Genomic DNA, 25,219 nt, shown 5'->3' on the forward strand with positions numbered 1-25,219 from the left:
CCGCTTAAGTGAACAGCATTGCGCACATGGCGGGTTTTTTCATTGTTTATAACAGCAGAAAATCAGCGGATTAAGAAGGTAAATCCGCTGTCTGTTATCAGCTTACTTTCGGATCAAGCGCACCGCTGGCGTAACGTTCAAACATTACATCCAGAGAGTCTGCTTTGATTTTTGAAGCATTACCGGCAGTACCAAAGGCTTCGTAACGGGCGATACAGATATCGCTCATCGCTTTTACGGATTCTTTGAAGTATTTACGCGGATCGAACTCAGCCGGGTTCTGCGCCATAAAGCGACGGATAGCACCGGTAGATGCCAGACGCAGGTCGGTGTCGATGTTCACTTTACGTACGCCGTATTTAATACCTTCAACGATCTGCTCAACCGGCACACCGTAAGTTTCCGGAATCTCACCACCAAATTCGTTGATGATGGCCAGCCATTCCTGTGGCACAGAAGAAGAACCGTGCATTACCAGATGAGTATCCGGGATACGCTTGTGGATCTCTTTGATACGGTCGATGGCCAGAATGTCGCCTGTAGGCGGACGGGTAAATTTGTAAGCACCGTGGGAAGTACCACAGGCAATCGCCAGCGCATCAACGCCGGTTTTCTTAACAAAGTCAGCCGCTTCTTCCGGATCGGTCAACATCTGATCGTGAGACAGAGTGCCTTCTGCACCAATACCGTCTTCTTCACCCGCCTGTCCGGTTTCCAGAGAACCCAGACAACCCAGTTCACCTTCTACGGAAACACCACAGGCGTGAGCCATATCCACAGTGCGTTTGGTCACATCGACGTTGTACTCGTAGGAAGCCGGAGTTTTACCGTCTTCACCCAGTGAGCCGTCCATCATCACTGAGCTGAAGCCCAGCTGGATAGAACGCTGACATACCGCCGGTGAAGTACCGTGGTCCTGGTGCATACACACAGGGATGTGCGGGAATTCTTCAACAGCCGCCAGAATCAGGTGACGCAGGAAAGGCGCACCAGCGTATTTGCGGGCGCCGGCAGAAGCCTGAACAATCACCGGAGAGTCGGTTTTGTCCGCTGCTTCCATGATCGCGCGCATCTGCTCGAGGTTATTAACGTTGAACGCAGGAACGCCGTAGCCGAATTCGGCGGCGTGATCCAGCATCTGACGCATGCTGATTAATGCCATGTTGTGTATACCCTGAAAGATGGTTGAAACTGAGTCGTATTCTAACGGCTATCCGGCGCGATATAAACCTGCAGACTGTGCAGATTCGCAGCAATAAAAAACCCCGCATTACGCGGGGTTTCATCAGGCTTTGAGTCCCGGACTGTTTCTCGCGACGCAGCCGCAGACCCAGCGCAGCGTCTGTTATGACTTCGCGCGCTGCTCGAGAATCGCCACAGCCGGCAGAGTTTTGCCTTCGACGAACTCAAGGAATGCACCACCGCCGGTGGAAATGTAAGACACCTGTTCGGCGATTTCGTACTTATCCACAGCTGCCAGAGTGTCACCACCGCCCGCAATGGAGAAGGCATCGGATTCTGCAATGGCCAGCGACAGGGCTTTGGTGCCTTCACCGAACTGATCGAATTCGAACACACCCACCGGACCGTTCCAGATGATGGTTTTGGCTTCTTTCAGCTGTTCAGCCAGCGCTTTGGCGGAATCCGGACCGATGTCGAAGATCATATCGTCAGCGTCTACTTCATCCGCGCTCTTCAGCGTGGCAACTGCGCTTTCAGAGAATTCTTTACCGCAGACAACGTCAGTTGGTACCGGAATGGACACTTTTTCCATCAGCTTTTTCGCAGCAGGAATCAGGTCTTCTTCATACAGAGACTTACCAACAGGCTTGCCGGCAGCCGCCAGGAAAGTGTTAGCAATACCGCCACCGACGATGATCTGATCACAGATATCAGACAGGCTTTCCAGCACTTCCAGCTTGGTAGACACTTTGGAACCACCGACGATAGCCACCAGCGGACGGGCTGGTTTGTCCAGTGCCTTGCCCAGTGCATCCAGTTCTGCCGCTAACAGCGGGCCTGCACAGGCAACGGTCGCAAATTTTGCCACGCCATGAGTAGACGCCTGTGCGCGGTGCGCAGTACCGAAGGCGTCCATGACGAAAATATCGCACAGCTCAGCGTAGGCTTTGGACAGCTCGTCTTCGTCTTTCTTTTCGCCTTTGTTAAAGCGCACGTTTTCCAGCAGCGCCAGCTCGCCGTCGGCCAGTTCGACACCGGCACGGAAGTCTTTGACTACGTTTACATCACGGCCCAACAGACCTGCCAGATGATCAGCCACTGGCTGCATGGAGAATTCATCGGCGTATTCGCCTTCGGTCGGACGACCCAGGTGAGACATGACGATGACTTTGGCCCCGGCTTCCAGCGCATGCTGAATGGTTGGCAGAGAAGCACGGATACGCACGTCAGACGTCACTTTGCCGTCTTTCACCGGTACGTTCAGGTCTTCGCGGATCAGAACCCGTTTACCTTTCAGGTCCAGGTCAGTCATTTTTAAAACAGACATGTTTCTTCCTCTGTGTCGCGCCCGGGTGACAGGCAGATCAGGTTTATAAGTCATAGGCAGGCATCGATACGCGTTGAGCGGGCACCTGCCGGAAAAATCAGCGCGCGATTATAGCAGTATGACCATTGTGTTTCACCGCAGGCATTAGCCCTCATAAAGAGACAAACAAGCACTCACCAACCCCGGAGTGCCGTTTTTATCAACAATCTGTTAATTCGCTGTGACTTGTGGATAACCTGCTCAGCCGTTAGCCTGCAGGCCTGACTTTCTGAGATGACGTTATGCTGAACTGGCTCTGGCAATTTGTCCGTCCTTACAAAACCCGCCTTACCATCGCCATTCTGGCGCTGATTACCACCGCTGCGCTGACACTGAGTCTGGGGCAGGGCGTGCGTCTGATGGTGGATAATGGTTTTGCCGCGGGTTCGGTGGAAGGCTTAGGTCAGGCGCTGGGCTTCTTCGGTTTTATGGTGGTTGCCGTGTCAGTGGGCGCTTACCTGCGCTTTTATATGGTGTCCTGGCTGGGCGAGCGGGTGGTCGCCGATATCCGCCAGCAGCTGTATCGCCATCTGATCAGCCTGCCGCCTTCCTTCTTTGAAGATAATCTGTCCGGCGAGATTCAGAGCCGCATCACCACAGATACCACCTTGCTGCAGACGGTGATCGGATCATCCTTCTCCTTCGCCCTGCGCAACTCGCTGACCTTTATTGGCGGTATTGTGCTGATGTTTATTACCAACTTTAAACTCAGCCTGATCGTACTGATCGCCGTGCCGCTGATTGTGTTTCCGATGATTTTCTTTGGCCGCAAAGTGAAGAAGCTGTCGCGCGCCAGCCAGGATAAAGTCGCCAGCGTTGGCGCCTGGGCCGGAGAAAGTCTGCAGCATATTAAAGTGGTGCAGGCCTTTACCCGCGAAGACATCGTTAATCAGCAATTCAGTCAGGCCGCCGAAGGAGCCTTCAGCGTGGCACTGCTGCGTATCCGCCAGCGGGCTTTTATGATCGCGCTGGTAATGATTCTGGTGATGGGCTCAGTGGCCGGCATGCTCTACATCGGCGGCCGTGACGTGATTGCCGGAGAATTATCCGGCGGCGATTTAGCCGCCTTTGTGTTTTACGCCATTATGGTCGCAGGCTCGCTCGCCGCCGTTACCGAAGTGTACGGCGAAGTCCAGCGCGCCGCCGGTGCCGCCGAACGCATCCGCGAGTTAATGGCGGCGAAATCGGATATCACCTCAGCCGCAAACTCCGGCCATGATGTGGATTCTGCGACCCCTGACACACAAGCAACAAAACCGGCAGCAGAACCATTAATCGCCCTGCGTGAAGTGAGTTATCACTACCCTTCCCGCCCTGACAGACAGGCACTCAGCGGCCTGAATCTGGATGTAAAACGCGGTGAACGTATTGCTCTCGTGGGCCCCTCCGGTGCAGGTAAATCCACCCTGTTCGATTTACTGTTACGCTTCCGTGATCCTCAGCAGGGACAGATTCTGCTGGAAGGCAAAGCGTTGCCTGAGTGGAATCTGCAGCAACTGCGCAGCCAGTTTGCCCTGGTGCCACAGCAGCCGGTTTTATTCAGCGCCAATGTGCTGGATAACCTCAGATACGGGCGCCCGGATGCCAGCGAAGAGCAGATCGTTGCTGCAGCCCGTGCCGCCTACGCCGATGAATTTATCCGCCAGTTGCCGGATCAGTATCAGTCTTACTTAGGTGAACAGGGAGTAAAACTGTCCGGCGGACAGAAACAGCGTTTAGCCATTGCCCGCGCCATTCTGCGTGAACCGAAAATTCTGTTATTGGATGAAGCCACCAGCGCACTGGATGCCCAGAGCGAACATCTGGTGCAGCAGGCACTGGATGAATTAATGAAGGACCGCACCACCTTCGTAATTGCCCACCGCCTGGCCACCATTAAAAACGTCGACCGCATTGTGGTGATGGATCATGGCGCGATTGCCGCCGTGGGCACCCATGAAGAATTGCTGCAGTCATCGCCGCTGTATAAACAACTGGCGGAGTTGCAGTTTAATAGCTGAGCGTTAAAAGAATTCAGAGTCGGATCATCGCCCGCGCCGTATCCAGCATACGGTTGGCAAAACCCCATTCGTTATCAAACCACACCAGCATTTTTAATAACTGCCCGCCGCTGACGCGGGTCTGAGTGGCGTCTACCACACCAGAGCGCGGGTCGTGATTGAAGTCGATGGAGGCGTGGGCTTCACCGGTAATTCCCAGAATGCCCTGCAGCTCAGATGATGCGGCACGCTGAATCAGAGCGTTAACCGCTGCGGCATCGGTCGCGCTTTTTAATTGCAGACTGATATCCAGCGCCGAGACGTTAATGGTCGGTACGCGCACATGCAGGCTTTCAATTTTACCCGCCAGCTCCGGCATCAAACGGGCGATGCCCAGCGGCAGGCTGGTATCCACCGGAATAATGCTCTGCACCGCCGAGCGGGTACGGCGCAGATCAGAATGATAGGCGTCGATCACCGGCTGATCGTTCATGGCGGAGTGAATGGTGGTTGTCACCCCGGCTTCGATACCAAATTCTTTATTCAGCAGAGTCAGTAACGGCAGCAGACAATTGGTGGAACAGGAACCGTTGGAAACGATGGTCTGCTCCGGACTCAGGGTGTGATGATTGAGGCCGTAAATAATGGTGTTATCGACTTCGCTGTCCGCCGGGTTGGAGATCAGCACCTTGCTGGCGCCACCACTCAGATGGGACTCACACTCGCTGCGGGTTTTGATCTGACCGCTGCATTCCAGCACCAGATCGACATTCAGTGCGGCCCAGTCATGACGGGCACTGTCTGCTTCGTGGCGCACACAGATGCGGTCCCCATTGACCAGCAGATGGCGCTCATCCACCACTTCTACCGTGCCGGGGAAGCGCCCGTGAGTACTGTCGTAGCGCAGCATGTAACTGATGGTTTCGATGTCCGCCAGCTCATTGACCGCCACTACCTGCAGCTGTTCGCGGTAGCCATTTTCATACAGCGCGCGCAGCACACAGCGGCCAATACGGCCAAAACCATTGATGGCAACACGAACAGGCTGGGATGACTCTGGCATACACTTCTGACCACTATGCAAAAATACAAAGAACGTATTGTCCCGCAATCCAGAGCCGGATGCCACTGACGGCCAAAGCCTTATCCTATACACTCTGTTGCGCGCTATTGAATGACTATAAACCGGATTCTTCGGAGAAAGATCACCATGAACGAACAACAACAGACCAATATCGAAGCCGCTGTCTTCCGCCGCCTGCTGCAACACCTGGACGAGCACAAAGAAGTACAGAACATTGAGCTGATGATTCTGGCGGATTTCTGCCGTAACTGTCTGGCCAAATGGATGGTCACAGCCGCGGAAAAAGAAGGCGTGGAACTGGATTACGAACAGGCCCGCGAGAAAGTCTACGGCATGCCGTATTCCGAGTGGAAAGAGAAATTCCAGTTGGAAGCCACAGCGGAACAGCTTGAAGCGTTTAACGCGAAGCAAAAGTAAGAACCCGACGCGAGAAACTGAGCGCGAACCTGAGGAAGGTGCTGAGGTCATAGCTTCACACTCACTAAGCAATACCGGAGAAACAGGATGATCCGCCCACTGTTAACCAGCGCTCTGCTAATCACTCTGCCACTGATGGCAGCCAAAGCAGCTGCGTACGAAGAATACATTGAAGTAACCGGATACGGTGAAGCTGAAGCCTGGCCTGACTATCTGCAGATCAATATGCTGGTCAGTGCCATTGATGAAGATGCAGAAACCGCCAAAGCCATGGTCGATCAAAGCATGAACCAGGCATTGGCAGTAGCAGGCGGTTTTGATATCGCCGAAGAGGATATCCGTGCCGACCGCATCACCCGCCAGCCACGCTGGGAGTGGCAGAAAGACAGCCGTATTTATCGTGGTGAACAGGTCAGCCGCAATCTGATCATTACCCTGCGCGATACCGCTGACTATACCGAGCTGGCGCAGAAGCTGTTTGCGATCAAAAACCTCAGCATCAACAACACCTCGACCGGTTTCGATGACCCACAGAAACTACAGCAGCAGGCCACCAAAGCTGCACTGTTGAACGCCCGCGATAAAGCCACCTTTATGGCTGAAACGCTGGATAACAAACTCGATGGCGTGATGCACATTGTTGAACAGGGCAGTATCCGCCCGCAGCTGATGCGCATGAATGCCGTGGCCGAAGCCAAAGGCTCAGCGCCCGCCCCTATGCTGCTGCAGAAAGAAACCGTCTCTGCCTCAGTGCAGGTGCGATTTGAACTGGACGAAAAGTAACGAATGACCCAAAACACTGAAACCACTACTGAAGCCACCGCTGAAACAACCGCAGCACCAGCCATCACACCGGGGATCTACCGCCACTACAAAGGCAATGATTATCAGGTTATGGGCGTGGTGCGCCACAGTGAAACCGAAGAGTACCTGGTACTCTACAAAACCCTGTACGGCGATTACTCCAGCTGGGTGCGCCCTTACTCCATGTTTACCGATGAGGCCGATGTGGATGGCCAGCGTCAGCCTCGTTTCCGCCTGCTGGAAGCGACTGAAGCACAGCAGCCTGTGCTGCGCGTAGCGCCGGAGGACCCGCTGTGACACCGGCCATCAATGCGGCGAAGAAAGCAAAAATCGCCTTTGAGGTGCTCGAATATGACCACGACCCGGCGGCGGAATCCTATGGCGAAGAAGCTGCTCAGGTATTGGGACTGAATCCGGATCAGGTATTCAAAACCCTGTTGGTCAGCCTCAGCGGTCACAAAAGCAACCTCGCTGTCGCCGTCCTGCCGGTGTCGCACAAGCTCAGTCTGAAAGCGATTGCCAAAGCCGTTGGCGCGAAAAAGGCCGAAATGGCAGATCCGAAGCTGGCGGAAAAAACCACCGGCTACGTGGTCGGTGGCATCAGTCCACTGGGGCAAAAAAAGGCATTACCCACCGTTATTGATGCCAGTGCCGAAGGGCTGACACGGCTGCACGTCAGTGCTGGCCGCCGTGGTCTGGAAATCGCGCTGGCGCCTGCGGATCTGGCGACCCTGACCCGGGCAAGTTTCAGCAACATCATTGCCTGACGCTAAATCCGTCACAGGCTGAAGAAACAGTGTGATTCAGATATAGACGCGCCGCCGGGGGCTGTGCAGAATGCGGGATTGAAAATTGTCAGCCATATTCCTGTTAATGAAACGCTTTTCAGTTCCCTCTCTGCTGTTGTCATCCGTAGTCGCTGCCCTGCTGCTCAGTGGCTGCAGCCCTGTTCCTTATCAGCCGGTCAGTGGTGATCTCGGTGATGCCCGTAACGGCTATCTGGATGAGCAGATCGCGCCCGGCACTTATGTGATTGAAGTGCGTCAGCTCGGCCGTATGGCGTTTGTCCTCAACTATGACGAAACTATCACAGCGTTCAAACAACACTGGCATCGCCGTGCCAAAGAACTGTGTCCGGCCGGTTATCTGGGCGAACCGGAAGTCCTGCTGCCGATAGAAGCACGACTGGACCAGTTCCGCTGCAGCACAGAAGAGTGCCAGAACTACCCGATTGTTTCCGGTATCGCACATTGCCACCAGCGCTACAGTCTGTAGCGCCGGATTAATCCGGCGATTTATGACCGAAGTACCGGCATAAATCAGTTCCCTGTCTATACTGACTTATTACTGCCCGCTGTCCTGTAAACGCCGGGTATTCAGCCAGTCCAGAGGAGCCGGAATGCCTCAGTTTATCCCCCTGTATTTTGTTGCCGCTGCTGCGTACTTTGCCGCAGCCATGGGCGGACTGCAGCTGGCTATTCCTCCAGGGTTTGCGTCCGCCGTCTGGCCTGCCGCCGGTGTCGCACTGGCACTGCTGCACCTCAACAATGGCAAACGTTCCGTTTTACTCGGCATTCTGACCGGTTCCTGTCTGGCCAATCTGACGGTATCCACACACTGGTTCTCTGAATTCAGCCTGCAGTCAGCGATACCACCAATGGTCATTGGTGCTGGTGCTGCTGCACAGGCCATGGCCGGCTTTTTGATGCTGCGCCGCATTGATAAACAGTACACCGGGGAAGACATCCCCAACTCGCCAAGAGCCATCGCCTATTTTGCTCTGGTGGTTGCCCTGTTGACGCCACTGATCAACAGCTCGATCGGGACGCTTACCCTGTTTGCCGCCGGCTTTATTAACAGCAGCGCCCTGCCTTTCAGCTGGATCACCTGGTGGGTCGGTGATGCCATCGGGATATTTTTATTCGCGCCGCTGATCGTCATTCTGTTCCAGCAGGGATTGCCGCTGCGGCGCAGAATGCAGGTCGCTGTGCCCACCATTATTCTGTTCTCTCTGGTTACCTTTGCTTTCGTGGCATCTACCGCCTATTACCGCGAGAAGATGCAGAATGAGTTCGATAAAGCCGCCGAGCGCACCGGCCAGAAAATCAGTGAGACCTTTCGCCTGGCAGAAAAGAAACTGGTGTCTTACGGTGCTTTATTCAACGCCTCAGCGAATGTCAGCCGGAGTGAGTTTGAACGTTTTTCACACGTCATCCGTGGCTCGGATGCGACGCTTTACGGTATAGGCTGGACACCGGTTATTGCTCATGACGAGCGCGAATCTTTTGAGCAATCAATGCAGCGGGAATACCCGGGCTTTCGTATGACCGAACTGACCGGCAACGGCTCATTGATTCCGGCAAAAAAACAGAAAGAATACTTTCCGGTAGTCTATATCTACCCCTACGAACCCAACAAACGTGCACTTGGCCTAAACCTCGCCGCCAACGTATCGCGTCGTGATGCACTGATGCAGGCCAGAATTCTTAAACAACCGGTTGCCACTGCTCCGATTATTCTGGCGCAGGAAAAAGAGAATCAGAAAGCCACCATTCTCTATATGCCGGTGTATAAGTACGAAGAAAATGCAGAAGCCTTTATCGGTTATGCCAGTGGCGTGATCCGCATCGGCGATATGCTGAAAGATGTACTGTCTGAATTCCGCTGGAATGGTGTTTCAATCCGCATCTATGACCGCGACGCATTTGGCGACAGAGAACTGCTGTTTGATTCCGCAGAACAGATCAATCCCAGGTATGAAACCTATACCTATTTTTCTGAGTTTGGCTCGCGTAATTACGATATCGAGCTGTACGCCAATATGTATGAGCAGGGCTACAGCAAGGACTGGAGCAGCTGGGCGATTATCACCACAGGCTTTTTGCTGACCGCCCTTTTTCAGGTATTTATTCTGTTGATTACCGGTACCGTCGAGCATGTCAGCCGTCAGGTGAAACTGAAGACCCGCGAACTGCGTGATGCGATGGAAAAGGCCAACGCTGCTAACGAAGCCAAGTCGCGCTTCCTTGCCAATATGAGCCACGAGCTGCGTACCCCGATGAACGCCATTATCGGCTTTATTAATCTCTGTCTGAAAACAGAGATGAGCAGCAAGCAGCGTGACTACCTGAATAAATCCCATATGGCATCAACGACCTTACTGGCGCTGATTAATGAATCGCTGGATTACGCCAAAATTGAAGCTGGCCAGCTGGAAATAGACCGGGAAGAATTTCCACTGGTGCGTCTGCTGCGCAAAATGCATGCACTGTTTGACCTTCAGGCCCACGAAAAGCAACTGGATTTCCGCATCAGCACCGATAATAACGTGCCTGCCAGTATCATCAGCGATGAGCTGCGTCTCGAACAGATTATGCTGAACCTGCTCAGCAATGCGTTTAAATTTACGGAAAAAGGCAGTGTCAGCCTGCACCTGCAGTATCTGCCTGATTATAAACAGCTGAAAATTTCGGTAACCGATACCGGTATTGGTATCGAAGCCAATCAGATTGCCTATCTGTTTGATGCCTTCCGTCAGGCGGACAGCTCAACCAGCCGCCGCTTTGGCGGTACCGGACTGGGTTTGAGTATCAGCCGCGAACTGGCACTGCTGATGGACGGTGATATTAAAATCGAAAGTACTCCGGGCAAAGGCAGCTGTTTTACTGCCCTGATACGTGTGGTTGCCTGTGGCAACGATACGCTGGTGTGGCGTGAAGACGAAGAGAATACCGATACAGATGCCAGTCAGGGCAGTGACAGTATCTTCCCACTCAAAGGCGTGTGTTGTCTGCTGGCCGAAGACGTATTACTCAACCAGATTCTGGCGCAGGAACTGCTCAGTCAGATGGGGGCTGAAGTGGTGATTGCCAATAACGGCCTGGAAGCCGTCGATAAAATAAAGTCCGGGTTAAAAGCGGATATCGTTCTGATGGACCTGCAGATGCCGGTGATGGATGGCTTTGAAGCGACCCGTCAGATTCACGCGCTACCAGGCTGCACACAACTGCCAGTTGTGGCTATGACCGCCAATGCCATGGAATCCGATGTAAAAGCCTGTCGTGAGGCCGGCATGCAGTACCATATCGCCAAGCCGGTGGATGCCATGGATATTCTGCTGAAAATTCAGGCGGCACTCGCCAATGAATAACCGGACAATGAATAACCGGGCAATGAATAGCAGCGTATTCCGCCGCAGATGTTCAGCGCAACACAGCGCTTAGTCAGAACAGACCAAAGAAATTTCCTTCACGGCCAAAGTTATGTATCCGGTGGACCCGGATATCACCGGCCATGGTGATACGACAATGAGCCCAGCCGCTGTCTTCTTTGGTATTCAGATTCAGGAACACTTCGTAGTAGCGCTCTTCGCGGCGGGTAGACAGGGAATCAAGACTGATAACCGGTGAACCTTCCACATGGTATTCGGTGTAATTGCGGCAATGATTGATTGTGTCACCGAGATTGCGGACGCCATGACTGGCCTGGGATGGATAGCCTTCATTGGTTGAGCAGCCACTGGCGCACAGAAAAACAGCCGCCAGTCCGACGCGTCGACACTCCATGACTCCTCTCCTTGCTGTACTCAGGTACGCTTTTGCATTTAGGAAAGTGTATACCATCCTCTGCCTGAGCTGAGTAACAGCCATCATCCATGATGTGTCTTTTGTAAACAGTTGTGTGTATTGCTGTGTAACTGGCCTGAATTTACACAAAAACACCCGCCGTCAGACGGATACTTCAGTTGTTACTGAACTGACTGAAGGCACCGGTATTTTTATTGAACCCGGGGGCTGAATAACTGACGATCAGGCCGCTCATATCCACTTCACAACTGGCGTAACCGTGCTGTTTCTGGTTATCCAGATTGAGGAACACTTTGTAAACGTTCCCCTGTTCGCGGGTAGACAGCTGATCCACACTGATCACAACATCACTGATCAATACCTTTTTACTGTACTGACGACAGTGCTCAATCGCCTCACCCAGATCTCTGACATCCCCCTGCAGACCTTTATCACATCCACTGATGAAGAAGACCAGCAAGGCCGTTGCCAGTACTCTTACTGCGTGCATAACACCTCCGGCTAAAAGACAAACCTTTATCTTATTTTAGCCGGATTCTCAGTTAATGCAGTTCAGGCCGGACCTGCCAGCTTACGGGGGTCGAGCAGCTCTTCCAGTTCAGCACGGCTGAGGTCTGTTTGCTCCAGTGCAATGTCGATCACCGGGCGTTTCTCTTTGTACGCCTGTTTGGCAATGGCTGCGGCTTTCAGGTAGCCGATCACGGGATTCAGCGCGGTAACCAGAATAGGGTTGCGCCCCAGCGATTCGTTCAGATGATCCTGATTTACCGTGAAGGGCGCGATGGCTTTGTCTGCCAGCAGGCGGGAAACGTTAGCCAGCAACTGCAGGCTTTCGCACAGATTTTTCGCCACCACAGGCAACATCACATTCAGCTCGAAATTACCTGCCTGACCGGCAATGGTAATGGTGGCATCGTTGCCGATCACTTCGGCAGCCACCATGGCAGCGGATTCCGGAATCACAGGGTTAACCTTGCCCGGCATAATGGAAGAACCTGGCTGTAGTGCCTGCAGCTCGATTTCGCCCAGACCGGCTAACGGGCCTGAGTTCATCCAGCGCAGATCGTTGGCGATTTTCATCAATGATACCGCGGTGGTTTTTAACTGCCCGGATAGCGAGACGGCAATATCCTGGCTGCTCATGTGGGCGAAATAGTTCTCCGCTTTGGTCAGCTGCAGCCCGGTCATGGATGACAGTTCACGCAGAAACAGTTCCACAAACTGCGGATGCGCATTCACCCCGGTGCCGACCGCGGTACCGCCCTGTGCCAGTGACTGAATCGCCGGCTGAATCTGTTTGAGCGCGTGAATATTCTGCAGTATCTGGGTCTGCCAGCCGCTCAGGGCCTGATCCATGCGCAGTGGCATGGCATCCATCAGGTGGGTACGGCCGGTTTTCACCACGTCTTTCAGGCTCTCGCCTTTATCACCGATAACCTGCGCCAGATGTTCCAGCGCCGGCAGCAGCTCTTCCGCCAGCAACAGTGAAGCACTGAGGTGGATGGCGGACGGAATGGTATCGTTACTGCTTTGTCCGGCATTGACGTGATCGTTAGGGCTGACCGCTTTGCCACTGCGCTCAGAAGCCAGATGCGCCAGCACTTCGTTGGCGTTCATATTGGAGCTGGTGCCGGAGCCGGTCTGATAAACATCCACCGGAAAATGCTGCATAAAATCGCTATCGTCGAGCAGCTTCAGCGCGCTCTGTTCAATGGCCACACCGATATCTGACGGAACCACTTCCAGTTCCCGGTTCGCTTTGGCTGCAGCGGCTTTAATAATCAGCAGTGCACGGATAAAGGCGGGGGGCAGTGTCTGACCACTGACCGGAAAATTATTGATTGCACGCTGAGTCTGGGCGCCGTAGAGGGCATCTTCAGGTACCTGAAGTTCCCCCATGCTGTCTTTCTCTGTACGGAAATTGCTCATGCTGACCTCCTCGTCGTTGAATAACGTGCTCAGGAAGTCAGACAGAACAAAGGCAGAATGGTTTTACCGCGTTGGTAACAGTGCGTTCAACCTTCGCGGGAAATGTATTTGTAGCGGTTGAGATAGCGCTCCCACATACGGAACAGACCGAGCAGGATGGCAGCAATTATCAGATAGATCATGCCCGCCGCAGTGAATATTTCCAGCGGCGTATAGGTACGGGCAATGATGGTGCGTGCCATGCCGGTAATATCGAGCAGAGTAATGGTGGATGCCAGCGCACTGCTCTTCAGCATCAGCAGCACTTCATTACTGTAAGCCGGCAACACAATGCCGAAGGCCCGTGGCAACAGAATGCGGCGGATCTGCATAAACCGGCTCATACCCAGCGCCCGCGCTACTTCCATCTCGCCTTTCGGCACCGACTGAATGGCACCACGCACCAGCTCACCGGTATAGGCGGCGGTGTTCAGGGTAAAGGCAATGATGGCGCACCAGTAGGCTTCGCGCAGCACTGGCCAGGCGAAAGAATTTTTCACAGCGTCAAACTGTGAAGCACCGTAATAAATCAGGAATATCTGCACCAACAGCGGAGTGCCACGGAAAAAGAAAATATAAGCAAACGCCGGCCAGCGCAGATAAAGTCTGGGCGAAGAACGCATCAATGCCAGAGGCACCGCCAGCAGCAGACCGGCAACGCCAGAGATAAACACCAGTTCGAGTGTGGTCAGCGCGCCCTGCAGCAGACGCGGGAAATATTCCCAGATAACTTCCCAGTTCCAGTTCATATCAGGCCCGCTTCACTCGTTGTTCCGGTTTACTCCAGCGCTCCAGCCACAGGGTCAGCAGCGTCGCCACCAGAGTAAGCAGCAGGTACATAACTGCCGCTGCAAAATAAAAATCAAAAGGTTGCTTAGTCGTGGTAGCACCAACACCGGCCTGTCGCATCAGCTCGTTAAGGCCGACAACAGAAACCAGAGCTGTGTCTTTCAGCAGTACCTGAAACAGGTTACCAAGACCCGGCAGTGCATGACGCCAGACCTGCGGCAGAATAATACGGAAGAAAATCTGACTGCGGCGCATACCAAAGGCTTGTGCCGATTCCCACTGGCCCTGCGGAACTTCCAGCATGGCCATACGGAAAACTTCGGTAGAATAAGCACCAAAAGCAATGGCCAGCGCGCCAACACCGGCAGCAAAACCGCTGACTTCGATGTATTCGTCGTAGCCAAACAGTCCGAACAGCCACATCAGCAGCTGCGAACCTCCAAAATAAATGGTTAACACCAGCAGCAGTTCCGGCAAACCGCGGACTAATGTGGTGTAAGTCGTCGCCAGCGTACGCAACACCGCCGACGAAGACAGTCGTGCACTGGCACCCAACAGGCCAATAACCAGCCCCACCGCCAGACTCGCCAGAGCGAGCTTAACGGTAATCCAGGTGCCGCTGAGCAGCAGATGACCAAAACCCTGAAGATCCATCAAGAAATGATTCCTTCTGTTACCTTGTCAGTCATTCTGACCACCTGCCTGCTGCTTCTCACGGATAAAACTTAGCAATTAATAGATATCGAACGGGAAATACTTAGCGTTAATTTCCTTGTAGGTGCCGTTGGCAACAATCGCATCCAGAGCTTTATTCAGTTTCTCTTTCAGTTTGTCGCCCTTACGGATGGCAATACCGATTTCGTCATCGATATCCAGGTCTTCGCCTTTGAATTCAAACTTGGCACCGTCCTCAGTCTGCAGCCAGTCGTATGCAGGGAATTTGTCGGACAGAATGCCATCAATACGACCTGCAGCCAGATCCAGATAGGCGTTATCCTGAGTGTCGTACAGTTTAACGTCGACCACATCACCGTAGTTATCTTCCAGTGTCTGACCAGCAATGGTTGAACGCTGTGCGCCCAGCACCAGACCTTTCAGACCCGCTTTGCTGGTATCCATGGTTTTACCGGCAGGGCCAACAAATGCCAGCACGTTGGAGTAGTACTTATTGGAAAAGTCGACGACTTTCAGACGGTCTTCGGTAATCGACATAGAGGCGATGATGGCATCGTATTTACGCGCCAGCAGAGCCGGAATAATACCGTCCCAGTCCTGGGCAACAATTTCACAGTCTGCTTTCATTTCTGCGCACAGGGCTTTGGCGATATCCACGTCAAAACCAATCAGTTCACCACTGGAGCTGACCATATTGAACGGCGCATAAGCACCTTCTGTCGCAATACGGATTTTATCACCGGCCAGAGCAAACGGTGCCGTTGCACAGCTTACTGCCACGCACAGAGTTGCAATCAGTTTACGCATAATATTCCCTCAGATTGTCGTTGGATTTTTCTTACGTTTTTTAAAAGGGCTGCTGTTGATTTACTTCGTATGGCTGGCCATAAAATCACGCACCCTGGGTGAATCCGGATCACCGAATACCTTTTCCGGTGTCCCCTGCTCTTCTACCTGTCCCTGATGCAGAAATACCACGCTGTCGGATACATCCCGGGCAAAGCGCATTTCGTGGGTAACGATCAGCATGGTACGGCCTTCATGCGCCAGATCGCGCATAACCGCCAGCACTTCGTTGACCAGCTCGGGGTCAAGCGCTGATGTAGGTTCATCAAATAACAGAACGTTCGGGTCCATGGCCAGCGTACGGGCAATCGCCACACGCTGCTGCTGACCACCGGACAGATGTGCCGGATAGGCGCCTTCTTTATCCGCCAGGCCGACTTTTTTCAGCAGTTCCCGGGCTTTGTCCACCGCCACTTCCTTAGGAATACCAAGTACGTGCACCGGCGCTTCGATAAGGTTCTGCAGAATGGTTTTGTGTGGCCACAGATTAAACTGCTGAAATACAAATCCCAGACGTGAACGCAGACGTTCCAGCTGGCGTTTATCCGCCGCCTGCAGCTCGCCTTCTTTGTTCACTTTCAGCTTCATTGGCTCATTAGCAATGATGATTTCACCCTTGCTCGGCCGTTCCAGCAGATTGATACAACGCAGCAGCGTACTTTTGCCTGAGCCACTGGAGCCCAGAATCGAGATCACTTCACCCCGTGCGGCGCTGAGATTAACACCCTTCAGAACTTCCAGGTTGCCGAAGGATTTGTGAATATTTATCAGCTCCAGGGCCGTATCTTTATTGTTCATTGCCGCTACGTTTTGAATAGATGAATGCAGAATTCTGACAGGCGCCTATCTTCGTCAGACTGGCTCTGGTGTCAAGCACAGAGCTCAAGTTCATGGCTGTTGGTGCCAGTTATGTCCACCACAGAGACAGCGCCATCCGTTTGCTTAGCATTTTTCACACCATGATACCCAATAGCATGAATACCTGCACAGGCACAGGCTATTACTGTTTCTGAGGTACGTAATGTCAGCCTTCAGGGCGGCAAAAACACTGACTGCACAGTATTTGTGCAATCAGGAAACGAAGCTTTATTCGGACTTTTCTGGTCAGAAAGCACACAGCTCAGACATCAATCATTGCCTGCTGCCAGGCGTTTAAGGAAAGAATGGTAAATATCAGCACTGGCGGCGGAGACTTCCAGCATTGGCATATGACCAACACCGTCAAATATATGCACTTCGAGCTGCGGTAAATGCTGTTGCCACACCTGCACACCACTGACATGCAGCAGCTGATCTTCACTGCCCCACCACAGCATGGCAGGTGCGGTCAGCGCAGGAAACTGATCATCAAGAAAATCCACGCCATAAAACTGATCAAAAATAACCTCCAGCTGAGAACGCCGGCGAATATAGTCTTCGCCAATGGCATTCAGCACGATATCAGGCAAAAACGGCGGATATTCCATGGTCATGGCGTAAAAATCGCTGAACCCCTGCTGATCGTAAATAAAGAACGGGTTGTGACCAGCGTTCACCATGTTTTCCATAACGCTGTTCTGCGGATAGCTTTCAATACCTGCAGGATCAACCATAGTAGCGGACAGCGTCTGTTGCGGATAACGGATGGCGAACATGGCCGTCAGAAAGCCGCCCATGGAGTTGCCGATAATATGTGCCTGAGCGACATTTAACGTCTGCAGTAAGCGGCTTAAGCGTTCCGCCTGAGCTGGCATGGTGTAATCCCAGTCAGCAGCAAAGCCAGTGTCACCATGCCCTGCCATATCGGGAATAATCACTTCGTAATCGTCGGTAAAATGTTTGGCAAAACGTGGCCAGACATCTTTATCGGCGCTGTAGCCGTGCAGCATAACGATAGCAGGCTTACCCGGGTTTTCGTGATGATAGACCACCAGTGCATCGGGTCCGGGCACCGGATTTTCACCGTTAAGCCTTATGGTCTTCTGCTCAAGTCCGTAGAAGGATGCTTCCAGATCTGTGGCGTTTTTATACAGCCAGTGGCCAAGTGGCGAATATTGGCCACGGGCAACCCCCAGCAGAAAAGTGAATACCATCAGGAGTAAAATCAGTAGTATTTTTTTCATAATTTCCTGTTCTTATTTTTAATTATTATTTTTTAACTTATGCCACTCAGAAAAGCATCATTCAGTAAAACGAGTGGTCTTTTTCCCGGAAGTTTTTTGTCCAGCGCCGGAAGGTAAAACTGAATCCCGGAAACATCGCAATCACTTTGCCGCTTTTGCTCTTATACCAGCTGTTACAGCCACCGCGTTGCCACACGGTTTTCGCCATTTCATGATGAATATGACGGGTATAGCTGGCCTCAGCCTCCGACTTTACTTCAATCGCTTTATGACCACTGAGGATCACTTCACGCACAGCACGCATGATGTAACTCATCTGCGCTTCGATAATAAAAATAGCCGAAGTATGGCCAATACCGGTATTCGGTCCGGTCACGATAAACAGATTGGGAAAACCGGGAATACAGGTACCCATATAAGCACGGGGAAAGTCATGCCAGACATCCGCCAGCCGGGTATTATTCAGACCGATTACGGGATAGGAAATAACGCCATCGGTAGCGTCATAACCTGTGGAATAAATGATCAGATCCAGATCCAGCTGATCACCGTGTGTGGTTGTAATACCGCGCTCAGTGATTTCACCGATGCCATCGGTTTTATCATGCAAGGTCACGTTATCGCGACAGTAAGCCGGGTATAAGGTATTGGACAGAATGACCCGTTTGCAGCCTATGGTGAAATCCGGTGTCACCTTTTTCTGCAGCTGAGGGTCGGCTATTTGCCGGCGGATGTGTTTGCGCGCCTTACGCCCGGCGAGCAATTCCAGCATAAAATCCGAATATTTCAGACCCACCACCCGGGTTTCCAGCGCCCAGTAAATCACTTCACGCAGCAGTCGATAAATACGTTTATGGCGCAGTAATTTCCGCTGCCAGGGTTTAAAGACATAATCCGGGCGCGGTATGACCCAATGTGGGGTACGCTGAAAAACATGCAGATGCCCGACATCTTTGGCTATCGCCGGTATCACCTGAGCGGCACTGGCACCGCTGCCAATAATGGCGACGCGTTTGCCCCGGTAGTCGTAGTTCTGATCCCAGCTATTGGTATGGAAAGATTTGCCTTTAAAGCTGTCACGACCTTTAAAATCCGGAATCACCGGTGTGCTCAGTGGACCGGATGCGTTAATCACAAACTGCGCCTGCAGGACTTTGCCGCCGTCCAGTTCTACCCGCCACTGTTGCGCTGTACTGTCCCAGGCAATACGGCTGACGTTGGCTGCTGTGCGCGTTTTTGCGCGCAGACCATGCTTATCAATCACATAATTGGTGTATTCACGCAGCTCATCCTGCTCTGCGAACATCTGCGACCAGTCGTACGGTTCCGATTCAATCGAATACAGTGGCGACTGCACGTCCACGGCGGCACCTGGATAGGTATTCTGTGCCCAGGTGCCTCCCATAAATTCACGGCGTTCGAGTATCAGGAAATCATCAATACCCTGCTTGTGCAGATTAATCGCAGCGCACTGACCACCAAAGCCACTGCCAATGATGATAACTCGGTATACAGACATACGGGGCCCCCACCAGACATGGTTATGCCGGGCTTAATTCTTAGTTGTTATTAGATTTGAAGACAAGCGTCATCACTTTACTTCTGACGACAGCTGTCGTCAAATAGCCCAATGAGTCCATTTCAGACAAAACCATCCCCTGTGACTGACCTGTCGGCCCCGTCTGGTGTCGACAGCAACCAGCTCACGACAGACCGCTCCGATACAGGCCAACCCGATACCGGCCGTCCCGATACAGGCCGTCCCTATGCAGGCCAAAGCCGCGAACAGCGCAGTGCGCAACGCCAGCAACAGTTTCTGGCGGCCGGACTGGAAGTCTTCGGTACAGATGGCTTCCGCCATACCACAGTAAAAAGTCTGTGCCGCACAGCACAGCTGACAGACCGCTATTTTTATCAGGAATTCGGAAGTCTCGAAGGCCTGTTACAGGCCGTGTACTGCCAGCAGATGGAGCGCATTTATCGTCTGCTGGAAGAGGAATTCCAGCGCTGTGTCGCCACTGACAATCTGGCCCAGCTGGTGCGTAACTCGCTCCAACTATTTTTTACTGAACTGGAAGATCCCAGAGTAGCGCGGGTCTGTATGCTGGAGCTGGAGGGCGTAAGTGCAGACACCGATGCGCTTTATCTGAGTTATATTCAACGCTTTGCCCGACAACTGACTGACGTATTACAAACGCTGCGTCAGGCAAAAGATGCCGACTGGCAAATCAGTGAAGAAGAGGCTGAATTATTGGGAACCGGACTGGTGGGGGCCATGCGCCAGATAACCACCAGCTGGCTGCTGAGCAATTACGCCTACAGCCGCGATCTGATGGTCAGCAGCGGTGAGCGTATTATTCTGGGGCTGATGTCGCAGCTCAACTGATCATTCTGAGCGCCTGCTGACGGCGCCCAGATGACCTGAGCGGTGTGCACAACCTGCCTCAGGAAGAGACAGGCGATGGTGCAGGATTGTTTTGCGCAGGCGCCGCAGCATTCGCATTACCCGCCATCATTCCGGCCGGCATGCTGTCGAGATGCAGCGTACGGGTCGGGAAGGCACAGTCAGCACCATGTTCATGGATAATATTCAGTACCTTCAGCAGCACGTCCTGTTTAATCTCGTGATAGCGTACCCACTGAGTGGTTTTGGTGAAGGTGTAAATAAAGAAGTCCAGGCTGGACGCACCAAACGCATTAAAGTTCACAATCAGCGTCTGATTAGTATCAATCTCTTCATGATTCAGCAGCATGGTTTTTACGTCTGCCATAATGCCATCCATCGCCCGGGAATCCTGATAACGGATACCTATGGTTTCGTAAATACGGCGGTTCAGCATACGTGAAGGGTTTTCCACGGTGATCGTCGTAAATACCGCATTCGGCACATACAGCGGACGCATATCAAAGGTGCGGATACGGGTGACACGGAAACCAATATGCTCGACTGTGCCTTCGATACTGCGGTCCGGCGACCGGACCCAGTCACCGACACGGAACGGGCGGTCGAGATAAACGATCAGTGAACCAAAGAAGTTCGCCAGCAGATCCTTTGCTGCCATACCGACAATCAGACCACCGACACCACCAAAGGCCAGAATCCCTGACAGGGAAATGCCGAGCATCTGGAACACCGGCAGGATAATCAGAACCGTTACCGTCAGCTTGGCAATTTTGCCCACCATCTGCACGGTAGTCGGATCACTGCCGCGGTGCAGCTGTTGTTTTTCGACACGGTTAATTAACCGCCATAACGCCCAGGCCACCAGAATCACCAACGCAAGCTGGCGCACCACAGGAATACTGGTAACAATTTCAGACGAATAATGACGCGCAGTAATATCGGCAATCCAGGTGCCACCGATGACCACGATAATCCAGTTCACCGGAATGGCGACGGATTCGACCAGCACGTTATCCCAGTGATTTCTTGTACCGCTGACCAGACGAAGCAGCGACTTGCGCACCAGACGCCAGACCAGACCGGCAATCAGGGTAATAACTAAAGCAATTGATACATCCCAGAACCAGTCATAGTTCTGGGAGATTAAATCATTCCACCATTCCACGGGGCTTTCTCCACAACTTAACTAACCGCGATACGCTGACGCACGGCCTCAAACAAACAAATACCAGTGGCCACCGACACATTCACTGAACTGACTTCGCCTGCCATGGGAATATTGGCAAGATAATCACAGTGCTCGCGGGTAAGACGACGCATACCCGGGCCTTCCGCGCCCATGACAATTGCCATAGGCCCTGTTAAGTCATGCTGATAGATGGTTTGTTCCGCTTCACCCGCGGTTCCGACAATCCAGATACCGCGTTCCTGCAGATCTTTCATGGTGCGGGCCAGGTTGGTGACCTGAATATAAGGCACAGCTTCCGCCGCGCCACAGGCCACTTTGGCAGCGGTTGCGTTTAACGGTGCAGATTTATCTTTGGGAGCAATAACTACATGGGCACCGGCGGCATCCGCTGTACGCAGACAGGCGCCAAGGTTATGCGGGTCGGTGACACCATCCAGAATTAACACCAGTGGTGTGCCGGAGATGGCATCGAGAATATCCGGTAAATGCTTTTCCGATTTATTCTGCACCGGCTTACGCCAGGCAATAATGCCCTGATGATTGCCTTCGTCGGCTTTCTGGTTGAGCAGGCCTTTATCAACTTCACTGATCATCAGGCCCTGCTCTTCGGCCAGAGACAGCACAGTTTGCATACGCTTATCAGCGCGCCCCTTCTGTACCCAGATTTCGATCACCTGATCAGGGCTGCGCTGCAGTAAAGTGGTTACGGCATGCAGGCCGTAAACAGCTTCAGATTTCATTTATATTCCTATTAACTTTTGGCGGCAGGTTTCTTGCCGCCTTTTTTAGCACTTTTCTTTTTTACCGCTTTGGTTTTTGACGGCTTCTTTTTCGCATCGCCTTTTTTACCTGCGGTTTTTTTCGCGTTCAGTTTCTGACGCTTGCTCGGTTTCTTTTTACCCGCGCCGGATTTTTTAGCGTCAGTACCAGCATCACTTTCTGCAGCCGGTTTACGACGACCAGGCTGCAGTGCAACCTCTTCGGTTTTACCCGCGGCTGAGCGCTCACGACGACGTGGCGCGCGGGCTGGGGTTGGCATATCCACGGCGGTGCGGTTTTTATTGACTGGCGCAGTGGCCAGTTCAAAATCCACTTTGCGTTCATCAAGATCAACACCGGTTACCCGCACCCAGAGCTTGTCGCCAAGGCGGAAACTGCGGCGGGTACGCTCACCGATCAGACGATGCTTAACCGAATCAAAATGATAATAATCGTTGGCCAGGTGGGATACGTGAATCAGACCTTCCACATACACGTCGGTCAGTTCTACGAATAAACCAAAACCGGTGACGGCACTGATCACACCTTCAAATTCTTCGCCGATGCGATCAGAAATGTATTCACACTTGAGGAAATCCACCACATCACGGGTAGCGTCATCTGCGCGGCGTTCAGTCATAGAACACTGTTCGCCCATCTGCACGATGGCGTTCATGTCGTACGGATAAATCGTTTTCAGTGCCAGAGGTTTCGCGCCATCTGCGCGCAGAACGTGCTTACACTCACGCTCACTGCGGATCACGCTGCGGATACCACGATGCACCAGCAGGTCGGTATAACGGCGGATAGGCGAGGTAAAGTGCGTATAGGCTTTGTATGCCAGACCAAAGTGGCCTTCATTTTCCGGCTGATAAACCGCCTGACTGAGTGAGCGCAGCAGTACGGTCTGAATCAGATGGGAATCCGGGCGCTTCTCAACCTGAGCCAGCAGCGCCTGATAATCTTTCGGTGACGGATCTTTACCGTTGGCCAGTGAAAGTCCCATTTCGCCGAGGAAAGCGTGCAGGTTTTCCAGCTTCTCGGAGGTCGGGCCATTATGCACACGGTAAAGCGCCGGCACTTTGTAACGGTCGAGGAAATCTGCAGCACAGACGTTAGCGGCCAGCATGCACTCTTCGATCAGCATGTGCGCATCGTTGCGCTGTACCGGAACAATTTCCTGAATTTTGCGCTGCGAATCGAACACGATACGGGTTTCCACCGAATCGAAATCCATGGCGCCACGGTCTTCGCGTTTGCTGCGCAGCAGCTTAAACAGTGAATACAGATTTTCGACGTGGGGCACCACATCGGAATAATGTTCGCGCCAGGTATCGCCCTGTTCAGTACGCGGCTGCTCCAGCATCTGCCAGACTTTGTTGTACGTCAGACGGGCGTGGGAATGAATCAGACCTTCCATAAATTTATAACCGGAAATATTACCGGCTTTGGAGATGGTCATCTCGCACACCATCACCAGACGGTCGACCTGAGGATTCAGCGAGCACAGCCCGTTGGATAATTTTTCCGGCAGCATAGGAACCACGAACTCAGGGAAATACACTGAGTTACCGCGCTGACGGGCTTCTTTATCCAGTGCAGAATTAACCTGCACATAATGCGATACATCGGCGATGGCTACCCACAGGCGCCAGCCTCCGGTATTGCGGTTTTTCTCACAGTAAACAGCATCATCAAAATCGCGGGCGTCTTCACCATCAATGGTGACGAACGGCAGATGGCGCAGATCGATGCGGTTCTTTTTGTCTTTCTCTTTGACTTCATCCGGCAGCTTTTTCGCTTCAACGCCGACTTCGTCCGGCCATTCAAACGGAATATTATGACTGCGGATGGCCACGTCGATTTCCATACCCGGCGCCAGATGTTCGCCCAGTACTTCGATCACTTCGCCCATCGGCAGGCCACCGGTTTGCGGCTGGCGGGTAATATGCACCACCACGAACTGGCCATGCTGAGCGTTATTACGGCCCTCCGGCGGAATCAGAATTTCTTTGGAAACGCGTTTATTGTCCGGCTGCACCAGACCAATCACACCTTTACCACCGCCTTCATGACCACCGCCCTGCTCGAAATAGCGGCCAACGATCTGTGTGGTGTTACGTTCCAGTACTTCAACGATTTTGCCTTCCGGGCGACCACGACGATCAAGCCCCAGAATCTGTACCGCGACACGGTCGCCGTGGAACACTTTGCTCATCTGACGGTTGGACAGGTGCACATCATCGGCACCATCACGCAGCACAAAACCGAAACCATCCCGGTGTCCCATCACCACACCCGTCACCAGATCAACTTTACTCATCGGTGCAAACTGGTTACGGCGGTTACTGATCAGCTGACCATCGCGGGACATGGCAATCAGACGGCGACGCAGCGCCTCAACCCGGTCCTCGTCGGTTTCGCCCAGACGCTCACAGACCTCGCTGTGGGTTGCCGGATGGCCGATTTCCTCCAGCAGGTTCAGCAGCGCTTCGCGGCTGGCGACCGGATTGTCGTATTTTTCGGCTTCTTCAGCGGCTTTAGGATCGTGAAAAGCGGGTTTTGGTGTCTGATTGCTGGAATCCGTCAATGTGCGGCTCCTGTTCCATGCTTAAAAATTTAGTGATTGGCCCAATGATAACAGGCTATTTCAGTTCTTTGATGCTTATGGTGGCGGCTTCCCGGCTTTTGCCGGCCGTCTGTAGCTTCTGCAGGTAGTCTGCCCACAGGCTTTCCTGATTCAGCGCCAGGTGATGCAGATAGTTCCAGTCATACAACCCGGAATCGTGGCCATCATCAAACACCAGTTTCAGGGCATAGTTACCTGCCGGCTCAATGCGCAGCAGGGTCACGTCTTTTTTGCCGTACTGGAGTACCTCATTACCGACACCATGCCCGCGAACTTCCGCAGAAGGCGAATACACCCGCAGAAATTCATAAGGTAAATCATACACTTGCGCGCCATAACCCAATTCGAGTGTGCGACTTTTGCTTTTAACTTTGATGGATGTCGGTATCACCGGCTAACAACCTTTATGCCCTTTAAGGCATTTCCTGAACTGCTGACTA

General features: G+C 52.9%; 24 protein-coding genes. 8 read left to right on the top strand and 16 right to left on the bottom strand.

What is annotated here, in order from left to right; translation table 11 throughout:
- Positions 1-97: 97 nt before the first annotated feature.
- Positions 98-1,162, bottom strand: coding sequence for a class II fructose-bisphosphate aldolase (gene fba, locus B2Z72_RS17610; RefSeq protein ID WP_296985545.1), 1,065 nt, complete (start codon positions 1,160-1,162; stop codon positions 98-100).
- Positions 1,163-1,345: 183 nt separating this feature from the next.
- Positions 1,346-2,509, bottom strand: a complete 1,164-nt coding sequence (locus B2Z72_RS17615; RefSeq protein WP_296985547.1) for a phosphoglycerate kinase — start codon at positions 2,507-2,509, stop codon at positions 1,346-1,348.
- Positions 2,510-2,790: 281 nt separating this feature from the next.
- On the opposite strand from B2Z72_RS17615, the gene B2Z72_RS17620 reads away from it, so the two are divergent.
- Entirely contained in the window at positions 2,791-4,548 is a 1,758-nt protein-coding gene (locus B2Z72_RS17620; protein WP_296985550.1) for an ABC transporter transmembrane domain-containing protein, read from the top strand.
- A 13-nt stretch (positions 4,549-4,561) separates the two neighbouring features.
- On the opposite strand, the gene B2Z72_RS17625 is transcribed toward B2Z72_RS17620, so the two are convergent.
- Positions 4,562-5,590, bottom strand: coding sequence for a glyceraldehyde 3-phosphate dehydrogenase NAD-binding domain-containing protein (locus B2Z72_RS17625; RefSeq protein ID WP_296985552.1), 1,029 nt, complete (start codon positions 5,588-5,590; stop codon positions 4,562-4,564).
- Between the two features lie 147 nt (positions 5,591-5,737).
- Here B2Z72_RS17625 and B2Z72_RS17630 point away from each other — a divergent pair, with 147 nt between their 5' ends.
- From B2Z72_RS17630 to B2Z72_RS17655, 6 genes are all read left to right on the top strand, one after another.
- Positions 5,738-6,028, top strand: coding sequence for a DUF1244 domain-containing protein (locus tag B2Z72_RS17630; RefSeq protein WP_296985554.1), 291 nt, complete (start codon positions 5,738-5,740; stop codon positions 6,026-6,028).
- An 87-nt stretch (positions 6,029-6,115) separates the two neighbouring features.
- A complete protein-coding gene (locus tag B2Z72_RS17635) occupies positions 6,116-6,811 on the top strand; it encodes an SIMPL domain-containing protein (RefSeq protein ID WP_296985556.1) in 696 nt (231 codons plus the stop codon).
- A 3-nt stretch (positions 6,812-6,814) separates the two neighbouring features.
- Positions 6,815-7,129, top strand: a complete 315-nt coding sequence (locus B2Z72_RS17640) for a DUF1653 domain-containing protein (protein ID WP_296985558.1) — start codon at positions 6,815-6,817, stop codon at positions 7,127-7,129.
- Positions 7,126-7,599, top strand: a complete 474-nt coding sequence (ybaK, locus tag B2Z72_RS17645) for a Cys-tRNA(Pro) deacylase (RefSeq protein WP_296985560.1) — start codon at positions 7,126-7,128, stop codon at positions 7,597-7,599. The genes B2Z72_RS17640 and ybaK overlap by 4 nt, the downstream gene beginning before the upstream one ends.
- 106 nt (positions 7,600-7,705) lie before the next feature.
- The gene (locus B2Z72_RS17650) at positions 7,706-8,107 is read left to right on the top strand and encodes a hypothetical protein (RefSeq protein ID WP_296985561.1); all 402 of its coding nucleotides are present in this window, start codon (positions 7,706-7,708) and stop codon (positions 8,105-8,107) included.
- 124 nt (positions 8,108-8,231) lie between these two features.
- On the top strand, positions 8,232-10,982 hold the full coding sequence (locus B2Z72_RS17655) for a CHASE domain-containing protein (RefSeq protein ID WP_296985563.1): 2,751 nt from the start codon (positions 8,232-8,234) through the stop codon (positions 10,980-10,982).
- 73 nt (positions 10,983-11,055) lie between these two features.
- Here B2Z72_RS17655 and B2Z72_RS17660 read toward each other — a convergent pair whose 3' ends face one another.
- From B2Z72_RS17660 to B2Z72_RS17700, 9 genes are all read right to left on the bottom strand, one after another.
- A complete protein-coding gene (locus tag B2Z72_RS17660) occupies positions 11,056-11,397 on the bottom strand; it encodes a hypothetical protein (RefSeq protein WP_296985564.1) in 342 nt (113 codons plus the stop codon).
- Between the two features lie 175 nt (positions 11,398-11,572).
- On the bottom strand, positions 11,573-11,908 hold the full coding sequence (locus B2Z72_RS17665) for a hypothetical protein (RefSeq protein ID WP_296985565.1): 336 nt from the start codon (positions 11,906-11,908) through the stop codon (positions 11,573-11,575).
- A gap of 62 nt (positions 11,909-11,970) precedes the next feature.
- On the bottom strand, positions 11,971-13,347 hold the full coding sequence (locus B2Z72_RS17670) for a class II fumarate hydratase (RefSeq protein WP_296985567.1): 1,377 nt from the start codon (positions 13,345-13,347) through the stop codon (positions 11,971-11,973).
- A gap of 86 nt (positions 13,348-13,433) precedes the next feature.
- Positions 13,434-14,135, bottom strand: a complete 702-nt coding sequence (locus tag B2Z72_RS17675; protein ID WP_296985568.1) for an ABC transporter permease — start codon at positions 14,133-14,135, stop codon at positions 13,434-13,436.
- Between the two features lies 1 nt (position 14,136).
- A complete protein-coding gene (locus tag B2Z72_RS17680) occupies positions 14,137-14,829 on the bottom strand; it encodes an ABC transporter permease (RefSeq protein WP_296985618.1) in 693 nt (230 codons plus the stop codon).
- 78 nt (positions 14,830-14,907) lie between these two features.
- Positions 14,908-15,657: an ABC transporter substrate-binding protein gene (locus B2Z72_RS17685; protein WP_296985570.1), complete on the bottom strand. Its 750-nt coding sequence runs from the start codon at positions 15,655-15,657 to the stop codon at positions 14,908-14,910.
- A 60-nt stretch (positions 15,658-15,717) separates the two neighbouring features.
- Complete coding sequence (locus B2Z72_RS17690; protein ID WP_296985573.1) at positions 15,718-16,494, bottom strand: ABC transporter ATP-binding protein; 777 nt, start codon at positions 16,492-16,494, stop codon at positions 15,718-15,720.
- Between the two features lie 329 nt (positions 16,495-16,823).
- Complete coding sequence (locus tag B2Z72_RS17695; protein WP_296985575.1) at positions 16,824-17,798, bottom strand: alpha/beta fold hydrolase; 975 nt, start codon at positions 17,796-17,798, stop codon at positions 16,824-16,826.
- A 61-nt stretch (positions 17,799-17,859) separates the two neighbouring features.
- The gene (locus B2Z72_RS17700; RefSeq protein WP_296985577.1) at positions 17,860-19,317 is read right to left on the bottom strand and encodes a flavin-containing monooxygenase; all 1,458 of its coding nucleotides are present in this window, start codon (positions 19,315-19,317) and stop codon (positions 17,860-17,862) included.
- Between the two features lie 141 nt (positions 19,318-19,458).
- Between B2Z72_RS17700 and B2Z72_RS17705 the strand changes: the two genes are divergently transcribed.
- Complete coding sequence (locus B2Z72_RS17705) at positions 19,459-20,184, top strand: TetR/AcrR family transcriptional regulator (protein ID WP_296985580.1); 726 nt, start codon at positions 19,459-19,461, stop codon at positions 20,182-20,184.
- 58 nt (positions 20,185-20,242) lie between these two features.
- Here B2Z72_RS17705 and B2Z72_RS17710 read toward each other — a convergent pair whose 3' ends face one another.
- From B2Z72_RS17710 to B2Z72_RS17725, 4 genes are read right to left on the bottom strand one after another with little or no spacing between them, the layout of a single operon-like run.
- Entirely contained in the window at positions 20,243-21,367 is a 1,125-nt protein-coding gene (locus B2Z72_RS17710; RefSeq protein WP_296985583.1) for a mechanosensitive ion channel family protein, read from the bottom strand.
- 17 nt (positions 21,368-21,384) lie between these two features.
- Positions 21,385-22,131 carry a 23S rRNA (guanosine(2251)-2'-O)-methyltransferase RlmB gene (rlmB, locus tag B2Z72_RS17715; protein WP_296985585.1) on the bottom strand — a complete coding sequence of 249 codons (747 nt, stop codon included), beginning with the start codon at positions 22,129-22,131 and terminating at the stop codon, positions 21,385-21,387.
- A gap of 11 nt (positions 22,132-22,142) precedes the next feature.
- Positions 22,143-24,740: a ribonuclease R gene (rnr, locus tag B2Z72_RS17720; RefSeq protein ID WP_296985587.1), complete on the bottom strand. Its 2,598-nt coding sequence runs from the start codon at positions 24,738-24,740 to the stop codon at positions 22,143-22,145.
- 55 nt (positions 24,741-24,795) lie between these two features.
- Complete coding sequence (locus B2Z72_RS17725; RefSeq protein ID WP_296985590.1) at positions 24,796-25,170, bottom strand: DUF971 domain-containing protein; 375 nt, start codon at positions 25,168-25,170, stop codon at positions 24,796-24,798.
- Between the last annotated feature and the right edge of the window lie 49 nt (positions 25,171-25,219).

The organism is Thalassolituus sp. UBA6592 (assembly GCF_002433655.1).
In the GTDB taxonomy this organism is placed as follows: domain Bacteria; phylum Pseudomonadota; class Gammaproteobacteria; order Pseudomonadales; family Oceanobacteraceae; genus Venatoribacter.